Source organism: Streptomyces sp. NPDC047315 (assembly GCF_040643215.1).
Lineage (GTDB): Bacteria > Actinomycetota > Actinomycetes > Streptomycetales > Streptomycetaceae > Streptomyces.
Genome location: NZ_JBEYTZ010000035.1, coordinates 55,999 through 78,322, shown reverse-complemented (window position 1 = coordinate 78,322; position 22,324 = coordinate 55,999). Strand labels below are relative to the sequence as shown.

The window sequence follows — 22,324 nt, the reverse complement described above, 5'->3', positions numbered from 1 at the left end:
CGCGGAGCCGGTGTGCGTCACGCGCCCAGCCGGGAAACGCTGGCGCATCCGCAGCAGTTCCCACGGCGTCTCCGGAGGAGAATCCATGCCCCCACGGCCTTGTCGATGACGACGGTCGAGCCCGCCGTCGTGTTGGACCGTACGGGACTCGGTGCGCTGGTGGACGTTCTCAGAGCCCGGGGGCGCGTCGTCGTGGGCCCGACGGTACGGGACGGGGCGATCGTCCTGGCCGAACTCGACGGCGTCGACGCCCTGCCCTTCGGCTGGGGGGTGGAGTTGGAGGCCGGCCACTACCGTCTGGTCCGGCGCGCGGACGGCGCCGCCTTCGCCCACAGCGCCGGGCCGCAGTCCTGGAAGAACTGGCTGCTCCCCGAACGGGTCCGCCAATGGACGGCGGACCGCGGCGCGGACGGGGCGCTGACGGTGCGAGCCGAGCAGCCTGCGCCCGCCTCCTTCGCCTTCCTGGGGGTGCGCCCCTGCGACCTGCGGGCCATCGCGATCCAGGACCGGGTCCTGACGGGAGGACGACACCGCGACGAGGACTACCGGGGGCGACGCGAAGGGGCCTTCCTGATCGCCGTCGAATGCACCGAGCCCGGCGCCACCTGCTTCTGCGTCTCCATGGGCACCGGCCCCTCCGCGGGCCCGGGCTACGACCTGGCGCTCACCGAGGTCGTCGACGGCAACGGTCACCGCTTTCTGGCCCGCGCCGGCACACCGGCAGGCTCGGACGTCCTCGCCGAGGTGCCGCACCGCCCTGCGGACCGCTCGCTGACCGAAGCCGCCCACGCGGCGGTGGAGGGCGCGGCTACCCGCATGGGGCGCACCATGCCGTCGGTCGACCTACGGGCGCTCATGGCGGGATCCTTGACGGCCGAGCGTTGGAACGACGTGGCCGCACGTTGTCTGACCTGCGGCAACTGCACCATGGCCTGCCCCACCTGCTTCTGTACCACCACTGAGGACGTCACCGACCTCACGGGCGACCACGCGGAGCGCTGGCGACGTTGGGACTCCTGCTACGACCTCGACTTCTCCCTGCTCCACGGCGGACCCGTCCGCCCGTCTCCGCACAGCCGTTACCGCCAGTGGCTCACCCACAAACTGGGCACCTGGTACGACCAGTTCGACAGCTCGGGCTGCGTGGGGTGCGGCAGGTGCATCGTGTGGTGCCCGGTCGGGATCGACATCACGGAGGAGGCGCACGCCCTCCACCAGGAGGCGGGTCCCCCGGGGACGCAGCCCGACGCGGAGGGCTCGTGATGCGCACGGGCTTCCTCGCCGCCCTTCCGGCCGACCGCTACCAGGGGGTGACGGACCTGTCCCGCAAGGTGTCCTTCCGCGCCGGATCCCGCATCTTCGAGGAAGGGGAACCAGCCGACCGCTTCTGGGTGGTGGGCACGGGGAAGGTCGTGCTCGACGTCCAGGTGCCGGGAAGGGGCCCCGTCCTCATCGAGACCATCGGAGCCGGTGAACTCCTCGGATGGTCGTGGCTGTGTCCGCCCCGGCAGTGGCACCTCGGCAGCCGGGCCGTGACCGACGTCCAGGCCCTGGAGTTCGACGCCGAGGCCGTGATGAGGCTCTGCGAGGGCGATCCCGCGCTGGACCACGCCGTACTCCTCCACGTCGTCGAGGTGGTGGGAGAGCGACTGCGCGCCGCCCGCACGCGCCTGCTCGACCTCTACGGCTCACCCGAGGAGCGGTGACCGCGGTGACGGCCGTTCCCTCGGCGTACCGCGTGGCCGACCGCCATCACGAGACCTCGGACACCGTCACCATCCGGCTCGAACCATGCGGGTCGCACCTGCCCACTTTCGCTCCTGGTCAGTTCGCCATGCTCTACGCCTTCGGAGTGGGAGAGATCCCCGTCTCGGTGTCCGGCATCCTTCCGGGCGGCGCACTGCAACACACCATCAGGAGGGTCGGAGCCGTCTCACAGGCCCTGTGGGCGAGCGAGGTCGGGACCGAGGTCGGCGTCCGCGGCCCCTTCGGCACGACGTGGGGCCTGACCGAGGCCCGGCACGGTGACCTGGTCGTGGTGGCCGGCGGCATCGGGCTCGCCCCCCTGCGCCCCTTGATCCGCGCCGTACGGCAGGAACCGGGCCGGTACGGACGGTTGAACGTGCTCGTCGGTGCACGTACGCCCGACGACGTCATCTACCGGTCAGAAGTCGAGGAGTGGGACGTGCGCTTCCGCGGCGTCTCCGTGGACCGCCCCACCCCGGGGTGGCGGGGCAGGATCGGCGTGGTCACCTCCCTGCTCGACGAGGCCCTGTTCTGCCCCGAGGACACCACGGCCTTCGTCTGCGGCCCCGAGGTGATGATGCGCGCCGCTGCCCGTGAACTCGCCGACCGGGGCGTCGCCGCCCGACGGATCCGGATCTCCCTGGAGCGAAACATGCGCTGCGCCACCGCCCACTGCGGTCACTGCCAGTTGGGGCCGCTCCTGCTGTGCCGCGACGGCCCCGTCGTCGCCTACGACCGTGCCGCGCCCCTACTCGCCGTGCGGGAGCTGTGACATGGCCGCGACCGTTCGGCGCCGTCCCAGGGTAGGGGTCTTCAAGTTCGCCTCGTGCGACGGTTGCCAGCTCACCTTGCTCGACTGCGAGGACGAACTCCTCGCCCTCGGCCAAGCCGTGGAGGTCGTGCACTTCCTGGAGGCGTCGAGTTCCGTGCAGCCGGGACCGTACGACCTGTCGCTCGTCGAGGGGTCCGTCACCACTGCGGCGGACGCCGAACGCATCCTCCAGGTCCGGGCCGCCTCGCGCCGGCTCGTCACCATCGGCGCGTGCGCCACGGCCGGAGGCGTCCAGGCGCTGCGGGACCTCGCCGACGTCGAGGAGTACCGCGCGATCGTCTACGCCCGCCCCGACTACGTCGACACCCTCGCGACGTCCACCCCCATCTCGGCCCACGTCCCCGTCGACTTCGAGCTGCGGGGCTGTCCCATCGACCGCGGACAACTCCTCGAAGTCGTCACCGCCTTTCTGGCCGGTCGCACCCCCGACGTCCCTCGGCACAGCGTGTGCTTCGCCTGCAAGCGCCGGGGCACGGTGTGCGTCACCGTGGCCCGCGGCACGCCTTGTCTGGGCCCGGTGACCCACGCCGGCTGCGGGGCCCTGTGCCCGGCCTACGGCCGCGGGTGCTACGGGTGCTTCGGCCCTTCCGCCTCGGTCAACATGCCCGCGATGATCCCGCTCCTGCGCAGCGACGGCATGAGTGACGACGAGGTCCGGCGCTTCCTGCGCACCTTCAACACCAGCGCGTTCGAACCGCTCGCACCTCCCGGGGAGGACGAATGACGGGGGAGCGGTACCGGGAGCTGTCCGTCGGTGCTCTGGCACGCGTCGAAGGTCAAGCCGCCGCGAGCCTGGCGATTGAAGCCGACACGGTCACCGCCGCGCGGCTGAGGATCTACGAACCTCCCCGCTTCTTCGAGGCGTTCCTCCGCGGGCGGTCCCACACCGAACCACCAGACCTCACCGCCCGGATCTGCGGCATCTGCCCCGTCGCCTACCAGCTCAGCGCCTGCCGCGCGATCGAGGACGCCCGTGGGGTCGTCGTCGACGACCGCATCGCCGCGCTCCGACGGCTGCTGTACTGCGGCGAGTGGATCGAGAGCCACACCCTGCACGTCTACATGCTCCACGCGCCCGACTTCCTCGGCCACCACGACGTCCTCGACCTCGCGAGAACTCACCGGGCCCACGTCGAGCGGGGGCTGCGTCTGAAGAGGGCGGGCAACCTGATCGTGGAGGTCCTGGGCGGCCGAGCGGTCCACCCCGTCAACGTCCGCATCGGCGGCTTCCACCGCACCCCCGCCCGGTCCGAGCTGCGACCGCTGACGCAGAGTCTGGAGCGAGCGCGTGAGGACGCGGTGGAGACCGTCCGCTGGGTCGCCGGCTTCGACTTCCCCGACGCGCACTGCGACGCGGACCTCCTCGCACTCGCGCGACCGGACACGTACGCGATCGAGAGCGGCACGCCCACCGTGCTGCGGCAGGGGCGGAGCGGTGAACACCGCAACACCTTCCCCCTCGAAGCATTCACCGAGCGAGTACGGGAAACCCAGGTGCGGCACTCCACCGCACTGCACGCGACCCTGGACGGGCGACGCCACCTGACCGGCGCCCTCGCCCGGTACTCCATCAGCAGCCGGCTACTGCCGTCCACCGTGCGCGACCTCGCCCGGTCCGCCGGCTTGGACGACGTGTGCCGCAACCCGTACCGCAGCATCGTCGTGCGCGCGATCGAGGTCCTCTACGCCGTGGAGGAGGCCCGACGGCTGATCGACTCCTACGAACCGCCACCCCGCCCGGCCGAGGAGGTGCCGCCAGGGTCCGGCACCGGCCACGGTGCGACCGAAGCCCCCAGGGGGCTCCTCTACCACCGCTACGCCCTCGACCGGCAGGGCATCGTCGAGGATGCGGTGATCGTGCCGCCCACCGCGCAGAACCAGGGGGCGATCGAGGAGGACCTGCGACAGCACGCGCAACGGCTACTCGGACGGGGGAAGGCGGTGACGGACGAGGAACTGACCCGGCTGTGCGAGAGGGTCGTCCGCAACCACGACCCCTGCATCTCGTGCGCGACCCACTTCCTCGACCTGGACGTCGAGCGGTCGTGACCGACCCGGCCCGGACGGCGCACGTCAGCCGTACGCGGCCGACCCGAGGGCACGTACCTCGTTCGAGTCACCAGCCCGGGCAGGGGCCGGGCCACGACGTTCCGTACCGTCGGGCGAGTGGAGTCCGTCCTCCAAACGCAGGCGGCTGTCCGCGCCGCTCGGCTCCGAACGCCAGCCGCTGGGAGAGCATGGGGCAGTGCGCAGAAGAACCCTCCTCCTTTCAGGTGCGCTGGGCGCGGGCGCGCCGCTCGCCGGTACGGGGCCGTCACGGGCCGTCGCAGCGGCCGGCCGGTTGCCCTCCGTCAGCGACCCCCGCTACCTCACGCCGATCGCGGACGCCCGTGCCGTCCCCCGGTTCGTCAACCCCCTGCCGCGCCCGACCCGTGTCGCCCTGGGCGATCGAGGCAGCGCGACGCTCGCGATGGTCCCCGTCACCCAGGACGTGATCGGCGGCGGTCTGGAGCTGCGAACGCCGGCGTGGGGATTCACCGTCGCCGGCGGTCCCGGACAGGGACGTTCCCCCGCCTCCTGGCCCGGGCCCACGCTGGTGGCCGACGCCCACCGCCCGGTCAGGGTGCGCTGGGTCAACTCGCTGCCCAACCGGCACCTCCTCCCGGTCGACACCACGGTCCACTGGGCCTTCACCGGAACGGACCGGACCATCGAGGCCGACGGCGTTCCCGCGGTCGTCCACCTGCACGGCGGTCACACCGCCGCGGACAGCGACGGCCACCCGGACGCCTGGTACACGCAACGAGGCGTGACCGGTACGCGGTTCGCCGGTACGCGGTTCACCTACGACAACAGCCAGGAGTCCGCGACGCTCTGGTACCACGACCACGCCCTCGGCATCACCCGTCTCAACGTCTACGCCGGTCTGGCCGGCTTCTACCTACTGAGGGACGAGCACGAGCGCGAACTCGTGGAGCGAGGCGAGCTGCCCGCCGGTCCCTACGAGGTCGAGCTGGCCATCCAGGACCGGGACTTCTACCCCGACGGATCGCTGGCCTTCCCCGACGCCCCCGCGGCGGCGGACGACTGGCCGGGCGGGCCGTCCGTGCGACCCGAGTTCTTCGGTCAGGTCATCGTGGTCAACGGGGCCGCGTGGCCGGTCATGGACATGGAGCCACGCCAGTACCGGCTGCGTCTGCTGAACGGGTCGAACTCGCGCTTCTACCGGCTGTCGGTCGGCGGCGACTGGCCGTTCCCCGTCACCCAGATCGGCACTGACGGAGGGTTCCTGAACGCCCCGGCTCCCCTGGAGCGGCCCCTGCTGCTCGCGCCCGGAGAGAGGGCGGACGTCGTCGTGGACCTCCGAGGCCGTGCCGGAGCGTCCTTCGACCTCACGAACGACGCCCCCACCCCGTTCCCGGACGGCACCGCGGTCGCTCCTCCCGCGGACCGGGTCCTACGGCTGCGGGTCAGCCTGCCGTACGACCGGCGTGTCACGGAACCTTCGCTCCCCCGCGCACTGCGCACCGCGCCCTTCCACGAGGGAGGCGTTCCGGTGCGCACCCGTCGCCTGGTGCTCACCGAGGGCATGGACCAGTACAACAGGATGAAGCCCATGCTCGGGACGGTCGACAAGGGCATGCTGGAGTGGATGGACCCCGTGACCGAGACTCCCGTCCTGGACACCACGGAGGTCTGGGAGTTCTACAACACCACGCAGGACGCGCACCCGATCCACCTCCACCTCGTGCGGTTCCAAGTACTGGACAGGGCGCCGTTCACCGCCGTCCAGGACCCGGAGACCGGCGCCCTGTCGGAGATCCGCACCGGCCCGCGTCTGCAGCCCGACGAGGGAGAAGCAGGACCCAAGGACACCGTGCGGGCGCTCCCCGGCCAGGTCACCAGGGTCAGGGCGTTCTTCGACCGCGAGGGGCGGTACGTCTGGCACTGCCACATGCTCGACCACGAGGACCACGAGATGATGCGCGAGTACGAGGTCACATGAAGTGAATCGGATGCATGTTCGATAATCGAGGCAGTGGACCGGTCGTCCGGACAGTGAGGGCCGAACGGCTCAATACGGGGTCGAACGGTGCAGGCAGGCTGGGGGGAGAGGTGGTCCGCGACGACCCCGGGGAGCGGAGCATGCTGCATCACCGGACCGTAGCCGACCTCATGACCAGGAACGTCGTCTCCGTACGGCGTGGGACGGCGTTCAAGGAGATCGTGAAGGAACTCACCCAGAGCGACGTGAGCGCCGCCCCCGTCCTCGACGAGGAGGGGCGCGTGGTCGGGGTGGTGTCCGAGGCCGACCTGATGCGCAAGACGGCCGATCAGTCCGGCCCGTCCGGTCGGATTCCGCTGCCGGACGTGTCCGGGGAAGACCTGGCCAAGGCTGGGGCGTCCCGTGCGGAGGAGCTGATGTCGGCGCCCGCCGTGTGCGCACGCCCCGAGTGGAACGTCGTGGAGGCCGCCCGTCTGATGACGGTGCAGAACGTCAAGCGCCTCCCGGTGGTGGACGAAACCGACCGGCTGGTGGGCATCGTCAGCCGCGCCGACGTGCTGCGGGTGTTCCTCCGCAGGGACGAAGCCATCCGGGAGGAGATCCAGCGGGACGTGCTGGAGGACGCACTGGCCCTGGCGCCGTCGGCCGTCACCGCCGAAGTCGAAGAGGGCCGGGTCACCCTGACGGGCACCGTCGGGCGGGCCGCGGTGATCCCCATCGTCGAGCGGCTCTGTCAGAGCGTGGACGGGGTCGTCTCCGTGAGCGTCCGCATCACACCCAGCGAAGAGGGCTCCGCTCCTCTTCTGGACGGCTGGTTCCCCAACCCGCCGCGCACCGGAGGAGAGCGGCGATGACACCCGACCCCGTCACCGTCGGACTCGACGGCACTCGCGAAAGCCTCGCCGCCGCCCACTGGGCGGCTGAGGAAGCCGTCGGGCGCGGCACTTCCTTGATTCTCTTGCACGCCTGGATCCTCCTCACCCTCGAACGCACCGATCCGCCCCCGGAGCAGGACCCGGACTACTGGGCCAAGCGCATCGTGGCGACGGCGCAGAGCGAGATCAGCGCTCGCTTCCCCCGACTGAACGTCACCGAGGAACTGGTCGCCGACGACCCCCGGACGGCCCTGCTGCGCGCAGCCGAGGAATCCAGCGTCGTGGTCCTGGGCTCGCGCGGGCTGGGACGGCTCGGCGGGTTCTTCCTCGGTGACGTCGGCCTCGACGTCGCCGGCCGGGCGGCAGCTCCGGTGGTCCTGCAACGCAGCCCCGTCGCCCCGACGCCGAGCGGTGCCGGTGACGCCCGGGTCGTCACCGCGCTGAGCCTGCGCGCTCCCTGCAGTGGCCTGCTCGACTTCGCCCGGGCGACCGCGGAGGCCCGCGGCCTTCCGCTGACCGTGGTGCACTGCAGGCGATTGCCCCCGAACGCCCTAGGCCCCGGTTCGCCGAGCCGGAAGGCGAGGGACGACGTGGTCGCGCAGGCAGAACGAGAACTCTCCCAGGCCCTTGCTCCCTGGCGCGCGCGACACCCGGCCGTGCCGTTCACTTCGGAGGTCCACCTCGGCAGCCCGGCACACGAGACGGTCGCGGCGACGGAAGGCGCCGCCCTCCTCGTGATCGGGAGGCGTACGCCCCCTTCGCCCGTGATCCCGCACCTGGGCAACGTCGCGCAGTCCTGCCTGCACCACGCGCGGTGTCCGGTGGCCGTGGTGCCGCACGAGTAGTCTCCGCGCCCGGCCGCGACGCCTCGCCCGTGCGGCCCCGGCCAGCAGTGGACGGGAGGCCCAACCCACTTCTCGCGGATCCCGATTGCGTGGTGCACGGTCCGTTTCGACCGCTTCCCCACGTCCCTCACGAGCCTCCCGCCACTTCTAGTGCACCACCGTGCGGTGGCGGGCACCAGGGCCGGACGGGCCCCGTCGAGGACCGTTCGGCCAGTCGCCTGGACGGTGCCCCGCGGTGCGTTCCAGCGTTGGACCGGTTGCTCCCGTGGATCGATAGTGGACGTGAAGGGTGCCCCAGCGAAGCGTCGTACGGTCAGGAGTGATGCTGCGTGCATGCCCACATCGGTGATCAGCTCGTCGTCGAGAGCCCGACGACCGGAGCCGCCAGGAGGGACGGCGAGATCGTGGGGCTCCACCACGCCGACGGCACGCCGCCCTACGACGTGCGGTGGTCCGACAGCGACCGCGTCACGTTGGTCTTTCCTGGCCCGGACGCCCACGTGCACCACCTGGGGCGGCAGCGTCCGGAGCGCGCTGCGGACGTGAGCACGCGAGCGCAGGACGCGCGAGCACACGGCGTGTGAGCGACCTGCCGCGGAGGGTGATTGCACCCTGGCCGCGGCACCTTCCCGGAGGCTTCATGGCAGGTGACGGCGATGACCCGAGCCGGGTCCCCCGGCTGCGGCTCGACGAACTGCTCGACGAGCTCCAGTCGCGCATCGACGAGGTGCGGGGCACCCGGGATCGCTTGAACGGTCTGCTGGAAGCCGTGCTCGCGGTGGGACGGGAACTCGACCTTCCGCAGGTCCTGCACGGGATTGTCAATGCCGCGGTCGTCCTGGTGGACGCCGAGTACGGAGCGCTCGGCGTGATCGGCGAGGACGAGCAGTTGTCGGAGTTCTTGCCGGTGGGGATCGGCCCGCGGCAGCGCGCGGAGATCGGGGCCCTGCCGTCGGGACACGGACTGCTCGGCGAGCTGATCCGGCACCCCGAGCCGTTGCGCCTCGCCGAACTCTCCGAGCACCCCGCCTCCGCCGGCTTCCCCCCGCACCACCCGCCGATGCACTCCTTCCTGGGCGTGCCCATCCGGGTTCGCGACGAGGTGTTCGGCAACATCTACCTGACGCAGAAGCGCGGCGACGCGGAGTTCGATGCCGAGGACGAGGCGGTGCTCGCCACGCTGGCGGTCGCGGCGGGCATCGCGATCGAGAACGCGCGCCTGTTCGAGGAGGTCCGCTTCCGGGAGCGCTGGCTCGCGGTGAGCGCCGAGGTCACCAGCGCCCTGCTGTCGGGTGCCACCGAGACCCGGGTGCTGGAGATGATGTTGGAGCGGGCACGCGCGATCACCCGAGCGGATCTCGGCGTCGTCCACCTGGTGGAGGACGACGGTGGCCTGCGGGGCGCCGTGGCGCAGGGAGAACGAGCCGCGGCCCACCGCGGGCGGGTTCCGCCAGGCCCCGGCTCGCTGGCGGGAGAGGCCCTGCGCTCACGCGGACCGGTGAACTCGAACGACGTCGCGGACGACGAGCGGATCACCGTCGACCCCGCGCTGTGGGCGGGGTTCGGCCCGGCGGTGGCGGTCCCGGTGGGCACCGGGACGTCCGTGCGCGGTGTGCTGATCCTCGCCCGGAGGGCCGGGGCCGCCCCGTTCACGGAGGCCGAGACGGCGCCTCTGTCGGGGTTCGCCGGACAGGCCGCACTCGCACTGGAACTCGCCGACCGGCGGCGCGACGCCGAGCGGATGGCCCTGCTCGCCGACCGGGACCGGATCGCCCGGGACCTCCACGACCTGGCGATCCAACGGCTGTTCGCCACGGGCATGACGCTGCAGAGCACTCGACGCTTCGTCACGCAGACGGTGGGCACCGAGCGCCTGAACAGGGCCATCGACGACCTGGACGACACCATCAAGATCATCCGCTCGACGGTGTTCGGGCTCAGGGAGCGGCAGTCCCCCGTCGGCGTACCGGGGCTGCGGGCCCGGGCCGTGCGCGCCGTGGAGAAGGCCGCGCCCGCGCTCGGCTTCACTCCCGCCCTACGCATGGAAGGGCTGGTGGAGACCGACGTGCCGGCGGCCGTCGCCGACCACGTCGTCGCCGTCGTGGGGGAGGGGCTGACCAATGTGGCCCGGCACGCCCGCGCCACCCGGGCGGAGGTCCTCATCCAGGTGGCCGAGAGGAAACTGACGGTGCGGATCACGGACGACGGCGTCGGCATCGAGCCGGTCGAACACCGCAGGTGCAGCGGACTGCGGAACCTCGCAGAACGGGCGGAAGCCCTGGGCGGCGCCCTGCACGTGCATCCGGACGACGACGGTACCCGGCTGACCTGGCAGGTTCCGCTCGGCGACGCGGCGTACGAGTGACGCTTTGAAGCAGGCCGCTCGGTGGCGGCGTCACTCCGCCTCGTCGTCGTGCGCCGCGATCACGGCAGCCTGCACCCGTCGCTCGACGCCCAGCTTCGCCAGCAGCCGGGAGATGTGGTTCTTGACCGTCTTCTCCGACAGGTAGAGCTTCTTGCCGATCTCCCGGTTGGTCAGCCCCTCCTCGATCAGACGCAGCACGGCGCGTTCCCGGTCGGTGAGGGCGGCCAGCTTGTCGCTCCTGGGCGGAGCCGGCTCCTGGACCTCCCGCAGCGAGCCGATCAACCGCGAGGTGGTCGCCGGGTCCAGCATCGACTGGCCGCTGGCCACGGTGCGCACGGCGGCCACCAGGTCGGAGCCGTTGATCTGTTTGAGCACGTAACCCGAGGCACCCGCCATGATGGCGTCCAACAGCGCCTCCTCGTCGTCGAACGAGGTCAACATCAGGCAGGAGAGCCCCGGCACGCGCGATCGCAGTTCGCGGCAGACCGTGATCCCGTCGCCGTCGGGCAGACGCACGTCCAGCACCGCCACGTCGGGGCGGAGCGCGAGGCCCCGGGCCAGTGCCTGCGCAGCATCACGCGCCTCCCCGACGACCTCGATGTCCGCCTCGGCGTCGAACAGGTCCCGCAGCCCGCGCCGCACCACCTCGTGGTCGTCGACGAGGAACACCCGGACGGGTGCGGCGCGGGGTCCGCTGGAGTCGTCGGACATGTCGCCCCCTGACGTTCGTCGCTCTGCTTGCCGATCATGCCCGCCACCGGCGGGGTACGAACGGGGCCGAACGGGCACCAGACGTCGCTCGGGACCGCGGCCCGTACCCGTCATGACCTCGGGGCGCCTTTCAGGCCAGGTCCAGACGGATGTCGACGGTGCCTTCCACCGCCCGGATCGCGCGGGCGAGCAGGGGCACCAGCGTCCGGTCCGCGAGGGCGCCCTTGAGGGTCACCAAACCGTCCTCCACCGTCACTTCCAGGTGCTCCGCTGCCGGAACCCGGTCCAGGACGTCCCGACGGATCTCGGCCGCGATCTCCTCGTCCGTGCGGAGGAACACCTTCAACAGGTCGCTACGGCTGACCACGCCCTCCAGCAGGCCCTGGGCGTCGACCACCGGCAGGCGCTTCACGCGACGCCGTGCCATGATCCGTGCCGCCTCCGAGAGGGTCGCGTCGGCCCGCACGGTGACCGCGGGGCTGGACATCAGGTCCCCAGCGGTGAGCGCGGCGGCCTTCGCGGACACGTCCAGCGGGGTGTCGGTCCGGGTGGGGTCGTCGTCGCGGTGCTCCTCCTTGAGCAGGAGGTCGGCCTCGGAGACCACGCCTATGACACGGCCCTCACCCGCGAGCACCGGCACGGCGCTGATCTTCCACTGGTCCATCAGCTCGACGATCTCCTTGTACCCGGCATGACGTCCCACGGCGACGGCGGTGTGCGTCATCACGTCACTCACGGAGTGCGGGGAAACGGCCATCACGGCCTCCCAGGATCGGTTCCTACGGTGCGCAGGCCAGCTCTGGTGCCAGCGTGGACCCGCCCGGGACGGACCCGGAAGGGCCGCACGGCCCCATTTCGGGCCGCCCCAACCCCTGGCTTGCCAGGGCACCGGCCGAGTCAGCCCGGTGCGCCCGTGTACCTGCGGTAAGCGGCCACCGCGGTCGGCAGCGTGGGGAAGACCAAATCCGGCTCGACCACCTCGTCGAGCCCGTACGCCACGAGCTGATCCCGTAGGTCCTGCTTGACCCGGGCCATGGCGAAGACGATTCCGCGCCGGGCCAACTCGGAGCGCAGCGAGGCGAGCGAGTCCAGTGCGGTGATGTCCACCTCCACGTTGGCCTCGGCGTTGAGCAGGAACCAGACGACGTGGTTCCCGCGTTCCTCCTGCTCGGCGACGGCGGCCAGTGCGCGCCGCCGGAAGTCCTCCGCGTTGGCGAAGAACAGGGGGGAGTCGTACCGGTAGACGAGCAGCCCGGGGACCGTCTTGGCCTGCGGATAGTCGTTGACGTCGTGCATGCCCGCGACGCCGGGCACCAGGCCCTCCACGGCGTCGTGCGGACGGGCGACCCGGGTGAGCAGCTCCGCCACGGACAGCCCCACGGCCACCAGCACGCCATAGAGGACACCCAGGGCGAGGACCCCGAACAAGCACGCGAGAGCCAGGGCGAACTCGCGGTGCCGGAAGGACGCCAGCCGCTGGAACCCCGCCAGGTCCACCAGCCGCACCGCGGCATAGACCACCAGCGCGCCCAGCACCGGCACGGGGACGAGCGCCAGGGCGGGCCCGAGGAACAGCAGCACCGCGAGTACTACGGCACCCGTGACCAGGGAGTACGCCTGGGTCCGCGCCCCGGACGCGTCTGCGAGCGCGGTACGGCTGGCACTGCTGCTGACCGGGAAGCCGCGGAACAGGCCCGAGCCGATGTTCGTCGCGCCGAGGGCGAGTAGCTCCCGGTTGGCGTCGGGCCGCTCGTCGTCGGCGCGCCCGGAGAAGGCACGTCCCGTGAGGATCACGTCCGTGTACCCGACCAGCAGCACTCCGAGGGCGGGCAGCACCAGATCGGGCAGGTCGGCCACGGCGGACGGCTGCGGCCGGGGCAGCCCCGTCGCCACCTTGCCGACCACGGCGATGCCGTGCTTCTGAAGGTCGAAGACCGCGACGGCCACCGTGCCGGCCGTGACCACCAGGAGAGGGGCGGGCAGGGCGGGTAGGAACCGGGCCACGACGAAGAGGACGACCAGCGCCACCAGGCTCAGTGCGGTCGTGGCGGTGTCCAGCCGTGACAGCCCTCGGAGGAAGGAGAGGAACTGGGGGAAGAACCCGCCGCCACCGGTGGCCACCCCCGTCACCTTGGGCAACTGGTCCACGATCATGATCAGTGCGATCCCGGTCAGATAGCCCACCAGTACGGGACGGGAGAGCAGGTCGGCGACGAACCCCAGCCGTAGGGCCCAGGCGACGAGGCACAACAGTCCCACGGTGAGCGCCAGCCCGGCGGCCAGCGCCGCGTAGCGGTCGCCGTTCCCGGCGGCGAGCGGTCCGATCACCGCGGCCGTCATCAGCGCCGTGGTCGACTCCGGCCCCACGGACAGCAGGCGCGAGGTACCGAGCGCCGAGTACAGCACCAACGCGGGCAAGGCCGCCCACAGCCCGGTTACCGGCGGCAGCCCCGCAACGCTCGCGTAGGCCATGACCTGCGGTACCAGGTAGGCGGCGACGGCGAGTCCGGCGAGCAAGTCACCGCGCAGCCACGTGCGCCGGTACCGCAGCAGGACGGCCGCCCCAGGGGCGACGGCGGCCAGGAGGCCGCCCCGCGCCCGGTCGCCGCCGCCTTGGGACATGCGCCTCCTTCACGCCGTTCTTCACGCTGTTTGCCTCAGCATCGCGCCGGGCGGTTGCGGACGCGATGCGAGATCGGCAGCGTCTGGGGTCTGTCTTACGGGTCAGGCTGGGTGAGGGTGGGGTCCCTCCCACGCCCTCCGGGCGTAGGGGGAGGGTTCTGGTGCCGTGGATCTTTCCCCCTGTGTCCTGCGGGCACGGGGGGACCCCAGTGGAGGAGGGAGTCAATGCGGTGGGGGGTAGCACCGTGCCTGCAGGGCACAGGGGGCCGTCGGCGACCGAGGACGACGCGGAGTGGGGGCACCTCCCGGGCCGAAGGCCCAGGGGGAGCGGTGCCAGGGCACGCGAGCCCAGCAAGATCCGTAAGACAGGCCCTAGGACCGGTTCGGCCCGGGACGCCCCTGCCGGTCGCGGGGACACGGTGCCGCGCCCATCCTGGAGAGGAGCGAAGGCCCACCCGTCACGGGAGGTGCATGCGATGGCCCGCACCGTCACCGTCGGTCTGGACGGATCGAGGGAGAGCGTGGTGGCTGCTGAGTGGGGTGCCCGTGAGGCCGAAAACCGGGCGGTGCCGCTGCGGGTGGTGAACGTGTGGCCACCGAACGGCGTCGTGCCGGAGTCGATGGCCGACCGCGAAACGCAGCGGCACTGGGCGGAGAGGGTCCCGCGCGACGTCGGGGAAGAGTTGCGCAGACGCCACCCGGGGCTCGCCATCACCGTCGAACAGCTCATCGGCTGGCCCAGGGAAGTCCTACCCGAGGCCGCAGCGGAGTCCGAACTGCTGGTCCTGGGGTCCCGGGGCCTCAGCGGTGTCGGACGCTTCCTCGTGGGAGCGGTGGGGCAGGCGGTCCTCGCCCACACGGACCGCCCCGTCGTCTTCGTCCGCGCACCCGAACACGACCGTGAACTGCCCGATTCGCACGGGCCCGTCGTCCTCGGCCTCGGTACCGCCGCGGACGCCCTGTTCGCGTTCGCCTTCGACGCGGCACGCCGACGGGGGACCGGGTTGTGGATCGTCCACGCGTGGAAGCTCCCGCCGTACTTCGGGTACGGCATGCCCTCGGACTCCTCCCTGGAAGCGGACCTCACCAAGAGCGAGGCGACGCATCTGGAAGAGGCCGTCCGGCCCTGGCGGGACGCCCATCCCGAGGTCGAGGTGACGGTGGAATCCCGGCGCGGACGGGCCGTGGACCTGCTGGCGGACGCGGCGCGTGACCACGGTGCCTCCCTGGTGGTCGTGGGCCGCTACATCCGGCGCTCGTCGCTCGGAGGCCGCGTCGGTTCGGTCACCTACGGCGTGCTCCACCACGTGACGGCGCCCGTCGCGGTCGTCTCGCACTCCTGAACCGGGCCGTAGCAGGGCCGACGGAGGACTGAACAGGGGCGGAGGAAGGGGCAGAACCATGGAACTCCCGCTGGTCGTCGGGGTAGACGGATCGGAGTCGAGCCTGCGGGCCGTGGACTGGGCCGCCGACGAGGCGTCCCTGCACGGTCGGGGGCTGCATCTGGTCTACGCGTCGAAATGGGAACGCTACGAGGGACTGGCACTCGCCCACGGCCTGGGGAAGCCATCGGAGCGGGTGTTCGCCGAGAACCTCGTGGGCTCCGCGACCGAACGGGCCCACCGCAGGCACCCCCAGTTGAAGATCACTGCGGAAACCCCGGCGGAGGACGCCGCCACGGCGTTGCTGAACGCCGGCCGCAACGCGTTCTTGCTCGTCACCGGCTCCCACGGCCGCAGCGGAGTCACCGACCTGCTCCTCGGGTCCGTCTCCCTGACGGTCGCGGCCCGTGCCGACTGCCCGGTGGTCGTACTGCGCGGAAGCCACGACAACCAGATCGGCGCGGGCATGAACCGCAGCGTCGCCCTCGGCGTGGCCGACCCCGCCGAGGGCGACGCCGCGGTCCGGTTCGCCGTCCGCGAGGCGGCGGCCCGAGGAGTCTCCCTGTGGGCCGTGCGCGCCTGGCGCCTACCGGCCCTGGAAGCCGGCGGACATCCGTTGACGGCGGGTGACGCGGCACGTCACCACGAACGAACGGCCGCCGAGCGCATCGAAGACGCCCTGCGCGAGGTGACGGCGGAGCACCCCGGGGTGACCGTCCACCAGCAGACCGGGGAAGGGCCCGCGCGCAGGGTTCTGTTGAACGCATCGGCCACCGTGGACCTGATGGTCGTCGGAGCGCTGCGCCGCCCCGGCTACTTCGGTCTGCAACTCGGCCCGGTCGCCCACACGCTGCTGCACCACTCCGCCTGCCCCGTGGCCGTCGTCCCGGAGCGGGCACCGATGCCGTGACCGAGACGGAGGGTCGACCCGCACCCGTGCCGACGGTCCTGCGCCGCCTGGCAGCCGTGCTCTTCGACACCGACGGCGTCCTCATCGACTCGGCACGACTGCACGCCGCCGCCTGGAAGACCGCGTTCGACGCGCACCTGCGCGCCCACCCGCCCTCCGACCCTTCCCAGCGGCGCCCGTTCGACCTGAACGACGACTACCCGCGCCTGGTCGACGGCAGATCACGCCTGGACGGCGCCGCCGCGCTCCTCGCCTCTCGCGGGGTCGAGTCCGACGCGGCGACGGTGCGGGCCGTGGCCGACGCCAAGGAGCGCCTGTTCACCGCGTGCATCCACGAGGGCGCCGTAGCCGCTTACCCCGGGACGGTACGGCTTCTGCGCATCCTGCACGCGGCAGACGTGTCCCGCGCCGCCGTCTCTGCCTCCCGTCACGCCCGAGAACTGCTGGCGGGCGCGGGCCTCACCGACCTCCTCGACGTCCTGGTGGACGGCGACGAGGCGGCCCGGCTGCACCTGCCCGGCAAGCCCGACCCGGCGCTGTTCCTCGAAGCCGCCGGCCGGCTCCGCGTCCTCCCCGGTCGGGCCGCCGTGATCGAAGACGCCCCCGCGGGTGTCGAGGCCGGCCGGCGGGGTGGGTTCGCGCTGGTCGTCGGGGTCGACCGGGCCGGTACGACCACGGCCCGCGCCCGACTGCTGCGACACGGCGCCCACCTCGTGGTCGGTGACCTCGCCGAGCTCTTCGACGCCTCGACGCGGGGGGGCCGGCAATGAAGGGCTGGACCTGGGAGTACGAAGGCTATGACCCCGTGCAGGAGCGGCTCAGGGAATCCCTGTGCACCGTCGGCAACGGCTACTTCGCCACCCGCGGCGCCGCACCCGAGTGCCGGGCCGACGACGTGCACTACCCCGGCACGTACGCGGCGGGCTGCTACGACCGCCTCACCTCACAGGTCGCGGGTCGCCGGGTGGAGAACGAGGACGTGGTCAACCTGCCCAACTGGCTGCTCCTCCGCTTCCGCCTCCCGACCGCGACCGATCCCGATCCCGCCTGGATCACCCCCGACACCCACCCCGTCCTGGGCCAGCACCTCGTCCTCGACCTGAAGTCCGGAACCTTGGAGCGCACCATCTCCTACGAGGTGGCCGGCCGCGTCCTGCACGTACGCCAACTCCGGCTGGCGCACATGGACCAGCCACACCTGGGGCTGCTGAGCACCCGGTTCGCCGCCGACGGCTGGAGCGGTGACCTTGAGATCGAGTCGGCGCTCGACGGTGCGGTCACCAACAACGGCGTCGAGCGGTACCGCTCCCTCGCCGGAGAGCACCTCACCGGTGTCCGCACCGGAGAGGCGACCCCCGACACCTGCTGGCTGGCCTGCCGTACGGAGTCGTCGGGCATCGAGATCGCGCTGGCCGCCCGCACCGGCGCCGACCGGTCGGTCGAACGCATCACCGAAGGCGACGACACCCGGGTGGCGCACCGACTGCGCGTCCCCCTCGCCCCAGGCAGCCCTGTCACCGTCGGCAAGACCCTCGCGCTGTACACCTCGCGGGACCGGGCGATCAGCGACCCGGTGAGCGCCGCGACCGAGCTACTGGGCCGCGCACCCGGGACGGAAGAGCTCATCGCCGCCCAGGGCGCGGCGTGGGGGCGACTGTGGTCCAACGCGGCCGTGGACGTGCCCGGCGACGCCGGGCGCGTACTGCGACTGCACCTCTTCCACCTCCTGCAGACCCTCTCTCCGCACACCGCCGACCTGGACGCGGGCGTCCCCGCCCGAGGCCTGTCGGGCGAGGCGTACCGGGGGCACGTCTTCTGGGACGAACTCTTCGTCCTGCCCTACCTCAACCTGCACTTCCCGGAGGTGTCGCGGGCATTGCTCGACTACCGTCACCGACGCCTGGAACGGGCCTGCGCCGATGCGCGCGCCTCGGGCCGCCGTGGCGCCCAGTACCCCTGGCAGAGCGGCAGCGACGGCCGGGAGGACACCCAGGAACTCCACCTCAACCCTCGATCCGGCCGCTGGCTGCCCGACCACTCGCGGCTCCAGCACCACGTCGGCCTCGCCGTCGCCTACAACGTCCTCCAGTACGGCGAGGCCACCGGCGACGCCGGATACCTGCACACCAAGGGCGCCGAGATGCTGGTGCAGATCGCCCGCTACTGGGCCGCACTCGCCGAGCACGACCCGGCGACCGGCCGCCACCACATCCGCGGCGTCGTCGGACCGGACGAGTACCACGACGCCTACCCGGACGCCGACCGCCCCGGAATCGACGACAACGCCTACACCAACGTCATGGCGGCCTGGGTCATCGGCCGAACCCTGGACGTCCTGGACGTCCTGCCCGCACCACTCGCCCACGACCTGAGGGCACGCACCGCGCTCGACGACGGGGAACTCGGTCGGTGGGACACCGTGTCCAGAACGCTTCACGTACCCTTCCACGCCGGCGTCATCAGCCAGTTCGCCGGCTACGGAGACCTCGCGGAACTGGACTGGGACGCCTACCGCGCCCGCTACGGCTCCATCCGCCGGCTCGACCGGATCCTGGAGGCCGAGGGTGACACCGTCAACCGCTACCAGGCGTCCAAACAGGCCGACGTCCTGATGCTCGGCTACCTGCTCCACCCAACAGAGCTGCGCCGGGTGCTCCACCGCCTCGGCCACGCCCTGGACGCCGACTCGTGGCAGCGCACCGTCGACTACTACCTGGCCCGCACCAGCCACGGCTCGACCCTCAGCAGTCTGGTCCACGCCTGGACCCTGGCCCGGTGCCGCCGTGCCGAGGCGTGGCAGTACGCCAGGGAAGCCCTGGCCGGCGACATCGCCGACCTCCAGGGCGGCACCACCGGTGAAGGCATCCACCTCGGCGCCATGGCCGGCACCCTCGACCTCGTGCAGCGCGGACTCACCGGGCTGGAACCCCACGACGGGGCGCTACGACTGGACCCGGTGCCCGTGCCGCACCTGTCCGCGTACGGATTCTCCATCCGGTACCGGGGCCACTGGGGCGTACGGCTGGAGGTGCGGGCCGGGCGGCTGCGCGTCACCGTCCCCGCGTCCGACCGCGCCCCCATCGGCTTGGAACTGCCCGACCGGACGATCACCGTCCACCCCGGTGAGACGTGCACGCTCGCCCTGCCTGACGGATGAACGCGCCGGCCGTTCAGCGTCCGTGCGCCGTCCAGTCGGGCGCGGTCTTCACCCAGTCCCGTTCCCATTCGACGAGGTGGTGGTGGGTGCTCAGGGTGTTCGCCGTCAGCCGTACTCCCGCCACGACCAGGACCGCTCCCGCCGTGACGAACGATCCCGTTTCGATGGCCTCCGCGGTGATGGCGGCGTCGCTGCGCGGCGCCGGTACGACCCGTCCCCGGTCGTCCACCCTGATCTGCACGTGGCTGCCGCGCTCAGCTCCTGCGGGGACCTTGGCCACTGCGGTGCGGGTTCCGTCGGCCGTCGTCCAGCGCACCGTCGCGGGCAGCAGCACGGCACCGCCGGTCTGCTGTGAATCCGTGCTCAGTTGCGGGACATCCCCGGTGACGACGGCCTGGACGGAGTGCGACGTGGACCGCACTCGGTCGGCCTCGGCGGCTTCGCGCGCGTGGACCGCCGATCCCGTGAGCGTTCCGGCGAGTGGTGCCCCGATGAACAGGAGGACTGCCAGCAACAGCCCGATCCAGGCGTCCACCAGGTCAGACCGGCGGCGCAGCGGGTTCCGCCGCCACCGCCACCCCCGCCCGGAGGGCGAAAACGCACCCGAGGCGTCGACCACGGCGGCCACCTCCTTCCCGGACGCGGGTCGGGTTCACGGCATGGTCGGTGGCCCTGCGCGCGGCGGCGTACCGAGGGCGCACTCCACGTCCACGACCCCCTCGACGCCCCGCGTCAGACGCTCCACCAGCGGGATCAGCCCGTCGTCGCGCACCGTCCCCGTCAGGGAGACGACCCCGTCGCTGACCGCTACCTCGACCGAGTGATGGGAGACGGGCAGCACGCGGTCGACGACCTCCCGGCGCACCTCGGCGGCGATGTCCTCGTCCGCGCGCAGGAAGACCTTCAACAGGTCGACCCGGCTGACGACGCCCTGGAGAACTCCGGCACGGTCGATCACGGGCAGTCGTTTGACCTGGTGCCTGGCCATCAGCCGGGCAGCACGCGGCAGCGGGTCGGACGCCCCCACGGTGATCGCTGGCGAGGTCATCAACTCGCCTACGGTCACGGCACCCGCCTTGGCGGTGCGGGCGAGGTCTTGCCCCTGCTCGATCAGGCCAGGGACGCGGTCGTGGTACTCCTCCTTGGCCAGCAGGTCCGCTTCCGAGACCACGCCGACGACTCGCTGTTCGCCGTCGACGACCGGGACCGCCGTGACCCGCCGTGACTCCATGGCGGTAACGACTTCCTTGAAGCCGGCCGTGGGAGTGGCGGCGAGTACGTCCCTCGTCATCACGTCACCGACGGTGTACCGACCGTGAGCCATGGTGCCTTCCCTTCCAGGACGATGGTTCCCTGCTGTCACGGTCCTTCCCCGGGGCGCCGTCGGACAGGGCCGGTCGGGTCCCCCGACGGGACCGTCCGGCCCAAGCGATCGCGTCGGTGCCGAGTCCACGCTGAGGGGGACCGAGCGGACCGGACACCGCGGAGTGAGGCGACATGAAGGGGTTCGTGCACCCGCTGCCGAGCATCGTCCCCGGTCTGCTCGCGGACATCTTCGTCTTCTCCGACCAAGTCCTGCCCGCCGAAGACGATCCGAGGTGACGGACATGCCTTCCACCGGTAAACCGAGCCAGCGCAGCGACATCGGTCGCCGGGTCACCGCACGCAGGGAGGCTCTCGGCATGACCCGTCAGGAGGTCGCCGAGCGCAGCGGTGCCGCGCCCGCGTACATCGCCTACGTCGAGGAGCGCGCCTCGGCAGTCCCCGGCACCGGGATGCTGCTGCGGCTCGCCGAGGCCCTGCAAACCACCGTCCCCGAACTCACCGGCTCGAAGGCGGAACGCGCACCGGGGCAGGGCAGTGGGTTCCGGGATGCCGAACTGAGGTCCCTCGACGACGAGGAGTGCCGGGAACTGCTCGCCACGGGAGGGGTTGGCAGGATCGCGGTCACCACGTCGGAGGGGCCCGCCGTCGTACCGGTCAACTATGTCGTCTCCGGCGACCGCATCGTCTTCCGCACGGCTCCCGGCACGGTACCTGCGGCAGCGGCGGACACGGAGGTCGCCTTCGAAGTGGACCGCATCGACGACGCCTTCAGCAGCGGATGGAGCGTACTCGCCGTGGGCGACGCGCAAGGCGTCACCGACCCCGCCCTCGTCCACGCACTGGAAGGACACGCCGACGACCTGTCGTGGGCGGGCGGCGACCGTTCCCTGTGGCTGGAGATCGTGCCACGCCGCATCTCGGGCCGTCGCATCGTCAACGCCGCGACACCGCAGGAGAAGTGATGGACAACGGACCCGCACCGTGCCACGCCGCGGAGCGCCGGGACTGCCACCACGGAAGGATGGCACCCGCCTATCCGGCTCGGCCGCCAGGACCCTCCCGTCGGGCGCTCCGCGGGTCCAGGTACTCGGCCAGGACGCTGTCGGCGATGGGACCGCTTAGCAGGTCGGCCATGCGGCGGAAGACGTCCATGAGCATGTCGTCAACGGTCAGGATCCCGACGGTCCGGCGCCCGTCAACGACCGGCAGGCGACGCACCCTGGACCGACGGTAGACGCGGTAGGCGTCCGCGGTCCCGTCGTCCAGGCTCAAGGTGATCACAGGCGTCGTCATCACACCGCACGCCGCAGACTCGGGGGCGAGCCCACAGGCGAGTCCACGGAGCACGAGGTCACGGTCCGTGACGATGCCGACGGGAGGTCCACTGTCGACCACCACCACGGCGCCGACCCCGTGTACGTCCATCAACTGGGCGACGGCCCGGAGGGACGCCGACGGCGGGGCGGTCACTGCGGGAGAACTCATCAGCTCGGACACACGCATGATCGAGCACCTCTCAGGTCATCCAGCCTTCTCGGGGGAGTGTG

20 protein-coding genes and 1 pseudogene are annotated in these 22,324 nt (G+C 71.8%); 15 read left to right on the top strand and 6 right to left on the bottom strand.

The window, feature by feature from the left end; translation table 11 throughout:
* Nucleotides 1-105 precede the first annotated feature (105 nt).
* The 10 genes and pseudogenes from ABZ842_RS31705 to ABZ842_RS31660 all read left to right on the top strand — a co-directional run bounded on the left by ABZ842_RS31705 (nt 106) and on the right by ABZ842_RS31660 (nt 10,669).
* Nucleotides 106-1,263: a 4Fe-4S dicluster domain-containing protein gene (locus ABZ842_RS31705; RefSeq protein ID WP_361544564.1), complete on the top strand. Its 1,158-nt coding sequence runs from the start codon at nt 106-108 to the stop codon at nt 1,261-1,263.
* The gene (locus tag ABZ842_RS31700; protein ID WP_361544561.1) at nt 1,263-1,706 is read left to right on the top strand and encodes a cyclic nucleotide-binding domain-containing protein; all 444 of its coding nucleotides are present in this window, start codon (nt 1,263-1,265) and stop codon (nt 1,704-1,706) included. Before ABZ842_RS31705 ends, ABZ842_RS31700 begins: the two co-directional genes overlap by 1 nt.
* Before the next feature lie 5 nt (nt 1,707-1,711).
* Nucleotides 1,712-2,518 (top strand): FAD/NAD(P)-binding protein, encoded by an 807-nt coding sequence (locus ABZ842_RS31695; protein ID WP_361544611.1) that lies wholly within the window; start codon nt 1,712-1,714, stop codon nt 2,516-2,518.
* 1 nt (nt 2,519) lies between these two features.
* Nucleotides 2,520-3,302, top strand: coding sequence for an oxidoreductase (locus tag ABZ842_RS31690; protein ID WP_361544558.1), 783 nt, complete (start codon nt 2,520-2,522; stop codon nt 3,300-3,302).
* Nucleotides 3,299-4,627, top strand: a complete 1,329-nt coding sequence (locus tag ABZ842_RS31685) for a nickel-dependent hydrogenase large subunit (RefSeq protein WP_361544555.1) — start codon at nt 3,299-3,301, stop codon at nt 4,625-4,627. The genes ABZ842_RS31690 and ABZ842_RS31685 overlap by 4 nt, the downstream gene beginning before the upstream one ends.
* A 196-nt stretch (nt 4,628-4,823) precedes the next feature.
* Nucleotides 4,824-6,584: a multicopper oxidase gene (locus tag ABZ842_RS31680; protein WP_361544552.1), complete on the top strand. Its 1,761-nt coding sequence runs from the start codon at nt 4,824-4,826 to the stop codon at nt 6,582-6,584.
* Nucleotides 6,585-6,727: 143 nt separating this feature from the next.
* A complete protein-coding gene (locus ABZ842_RS31675; RefSeq protein WP_361544608.1) occupies nt 6,728-7,438 on the top strand; it encodes a CBS domain-containing protein in 711 nt (236 codons plus the stop codon).
* On the top strand, nt 7,435-8,304 hold the full coding sequence (locus ABZ842_RS31670) for a universal stress protein (RefSeq protein WP_361544549.1): 870 nt from the start codon (nt 7,435-7,437) through the stop codon (nt 8,302-8,304). Before ABZ842_RS31675 ends, ABZ842_RS31670 begins: the two co-directional genes overlap by 4 nt.
* A 329-nt stretch (nt 8,305-8,633) precedes the next feature.
* Nucleotides 8,634-8,816 (top strand): annotated as a pseudogene (locus ABZ842_RS31665) (DUF1918 domain-containing protein); the annotation flags it as partial.
* A 128-nt stretch (nt 8,817-8,944) separates the two neighbouring features.
* Nucleotides 8,945-10,669 (top strand): GAF domain-containing protein, encoded by a 1,725-nt coding sequence (locus ABZ842_RS31660; protein WP_361544546.1) that lies wholly within the window; start codon nt 8,945-8,947, stop codon nt 10,667-10,669.
* A gap of 30 nt (nt 10,670-10,699) precedes the next feature.
* Here the strand turns inward: ABZ842_RS31660 and ABZ842_RS31655 are convergent, their stop codons facing one another.
* The 3 genes from ABZ842_RS31655 to sulP all read right to left on the bottom strand — a co-directional run bounded on the left by ABZ842_RS31655 (nt 10,700) and on the right by sulP (nt 14,002).
* Nucleotides 10,700-11,380 carry a response regulator transcription factor gene (locus ABZ842_RS31655; RefSeq protein ID WP_361544543.1) on the bottom strand — a complete coding sequence of 227 codons (681 nt, stop codon included), beginning with the start codon at nt 11,378-11,380 and terminating at the stop codon, nt 10,700-10,702.
* Between the two features lie 130 nt (nt 11,381-11,510).
* The gene (locus ABZ842_RS31650) at nt 11,511-12,137 is read right to left on the bottom strand and encodes a CBS domain-containing protein (RefSeq protein WP_361544540.1); all 627 of its coding nucleotides are present in this window, start codon (nt 12,135-12,137) and stop codon (nt 11,511-11,513) included.
* A gap of 140 nt (nt 12,138-12,277) precedes the next feature.
* Nucleotides 12,278-14,002, bottom strand: a complete 1,725-nt coding sequence (gene sulP / locus ABZ842_RS31645; protein ID WP_361544537.1) for a sulfate permease — start codon at nt 14,000-14,002, stop codon at nt 12,278-12,280.
* 476 nt (nt 14,003-14,478) lie between these two features.
* On the opposite strand from sulP, the gene ABZ842_RS31640 reads away from it, so the two are divergent.
* Genes ABZ842_RS31640 through ABZ842_RS31625 form a run of 4 tightly spaced genes read left to right on the top strand, consistent with a single transcriptional unit; the run spans nt 14,479 to nt 19,451 of the window.
* Nucleotides 14,479-15,345, top strand: a complete 867-nt coding sequence (locus ABZ842_RS31640) for a universal stress protein (protein ID WP_361544534.1) — start codon at nt 14,479-14,481, stop codon at nt 15,343-15,345.
* Nucleotides 15,346-15,403: 58 nt separating this feature from the next.
* Nucleotides 15,404-16,294 carry a universal stress protein gene (locus ABZ842_RS31635; RefSeq protein ID WP_361544531.1) on the top strand — a complete coding sequence of 297 codons (891 nt, stop codon included), beginning with the start codon at nt 15,404-15,406 and terminating at the stop codon, nt 16,292-16,294.
* A complete protein-coding gene (locus ABZ842_RS31630) occupies nt 16,291-17,064 on the top strand; it encodes an HAD-IA family hydrolase (protein WP_361544528.1) in 774 nt (257 codons plus the stop codon). The genes ABZ842_RS31635 and ABZ842_RS31630 overlap by 4 nt, the downstream gene beginning before the upstream one ends.
* Nucleotides 17,061-19,451: a glycosyl hydrolase family 65 protein gene (locus ABZ842_RS31625; RefSeq protein ID WP_361544525.1), complete on the top strand. Its 2,391-nt coding sequence runs from the start codon at nt 17,061-17,063 to the stop codon at nt 19,449-19,451. Before ABZ842_RS31630 ends, ABZ842_RS31625 begins: the two co-directional genes overlap by 4 nt.
* Before the next feature lie 13 nt (nt 19,452-19,464).
* On the opposite strand, the gene ABZ842_RS31620 is transcribed toward ABZ842_RS31625, so the two are convergent.
* The gene (locus ABZ842_RS31620) at nt 19,465-20,070 is read right to left on the bottom strand and encodes a hypothetical protein (RefSeq protein ID WP_361544522.1); all 606 of its coding nucleotides are present in this window, start codon (nt 20,068-20,070) and stop codon (nt 19,465-19,467) included.
* Nucleotides 20,071-20,103: 33 nt separating this feature from the next.
* The gene (locus ABZ842_RS31615; protein WP_361544519.1) at nt 20,104-20,775 is read right to left on the bottom strand and encodes a CBS domain-containing protein; all 672 of its coding nucleotides are present in this window, start codon (nt 20,773-20,775) and stop codon (nt 20,104-20,106) included.
* 283 nt (nt 20,776-21,058) lie between these two features.
* Between ABZ842_RS31615 and ABZ842_RS31610 the strand changes: the two genes are divergently transcribed.
* On the top strand, nt 21,059-21,739 hold the full coding sequence (locus tag ABZ842_RS31610; RefSeq protein ID WP_361544516.1) for a pyridoxamine 5'-phosphate oxidase family protein: 681 nt from the start codon (nt 21,059-21,061) through the stop codon (nt 21,737-21,739).
* Nucleotides 21,740-21,809: 70 nt separating this feature from the next.
* On the opposite strand, the gene ABZ842_RS31605 is transcribed toward ABZ842_RS31610, so the two are convergent.
* The gene (locus tag ABZ842_RS31605) at nt 21,810-22,280 is read right to left on the bottom strand and encodes a CBS domain-containing protein (protein ID WP_361544513.1); all 471 of its coding nucleotides are present in this window, start codon (nt 22,278-22,280) and stop codon (nt 21,810-21,812) included.
* Between the last annotated feature and the right edge of the window lie 44 nt (nt 22,281-22,324).

Bases quoted from the DNA above. Each gene is read 5' to 3' on its own strand.
- ABZ842_RS31700 (WP_361544561.1), top strand. From the start codon at position 1,263: ATGCGCACGGGCTTCCTCGCCGCCCTTCCGGCCGACCGCTACCAGGGG.
- ABZ842_RS31690 (WP_361544558.1), top strand. From the start codon at position 2,520: ATGGCCGCGACCGTTCGGCGCCGTCCCAGGGTAGGGGTCTTCAAGTTC.
- ABZ842_RS31670 (WP_361544549.1), top strand. From the start codon at position 7,435: ATGACACCCGACCCCGTCACCGTCGGACTCGACGGCACTCGCGAAAGC.
- ABZ842_RS31660 (WP_361544546.1), top strand. From the start codon at position 8,945: ATGGCAGGTGACGGCGATGACCCGAGCCGGGTCCCCCGGCTGCGGCTC.
- ABZ842_RS31610 (WP_361544516.1), top strand. From the start codon at position 21,059: ATGCCTTCCACCGGTAAACCGAGCCAGCGCAGCGACATCGGTCGCCGG.
- ABZ842_RS31640 (WP_361544534.1), top strand. From the start codon at position 14,479: ATGGCCCGCACCGTCACCGTCGGTCTGGACGGATCGAGGGAGAGCGTG.
- ABZ842_RS31625 (WP_361544525.1), top strand. From the start codon at position 17,061: ATGAAGGGCTGGACCTGGGAGTACGAAGGCTATGACCCCGTGCAGGAG.
- ABZ842_RS31635 (WP_361544531.1), top strand. From the start codon at position 15,404: ATGGAACTCCCGCTGGTCGTCGGGGTAGACGGATCGGAGTCGAGCCTG.
- sulP (WP_361544537.1), bottom strand. From the start codon at position 14,002: ATGTCCCAAGGCGGCGGCGACCGGGCGCGGGGCGGCCTCCTGGCCGCC.
- ABZ842_RS31615 (WP_361544519.1), bottom strand. From the start codon at position 20,775: ATGGCTCACGGTCGGTACACCGTCGGTGACGTGATGACGAGGGACGTA.
- ABZ842_RS31685 (WP_361544555.1), top strand. From the start codon at position 3,299: ATGACGGGGGAGCGGTACCGGGAGCTGTCCGTCGGTGCTCTGGCACGC.
- ABZ842_RS31605 (WP_361544513.1), bottom strand. From the start codon at position 22,280: ATGCGTGTGTCCGAGCTGATGAGTTCTCCCGCAGTGACCGCCCCGCCG.
- ABZ842_RS31650 (WP_361544540.1), bottom strand. From the start codon at position 12,137: ATGGCCGTTTCCCCGCACTCCGTGAGTGACGTGATGACGCACACCGCC.
- ABZ842_RS31655 (WP_361544543.1), bottom strand. From the start codon at position 11,380: ATGTCCGACGACTCCAGCGGACCCCGCGCCGCACCCGTCCGGGTGTTC.
- ABZ842_RS31705 (WP_361544564.1), top strand. From the start codon at position 106: ATGACGACGGTCGAGCCCGCCGTCGTGTTGGACCGTACGGGACTCGGT.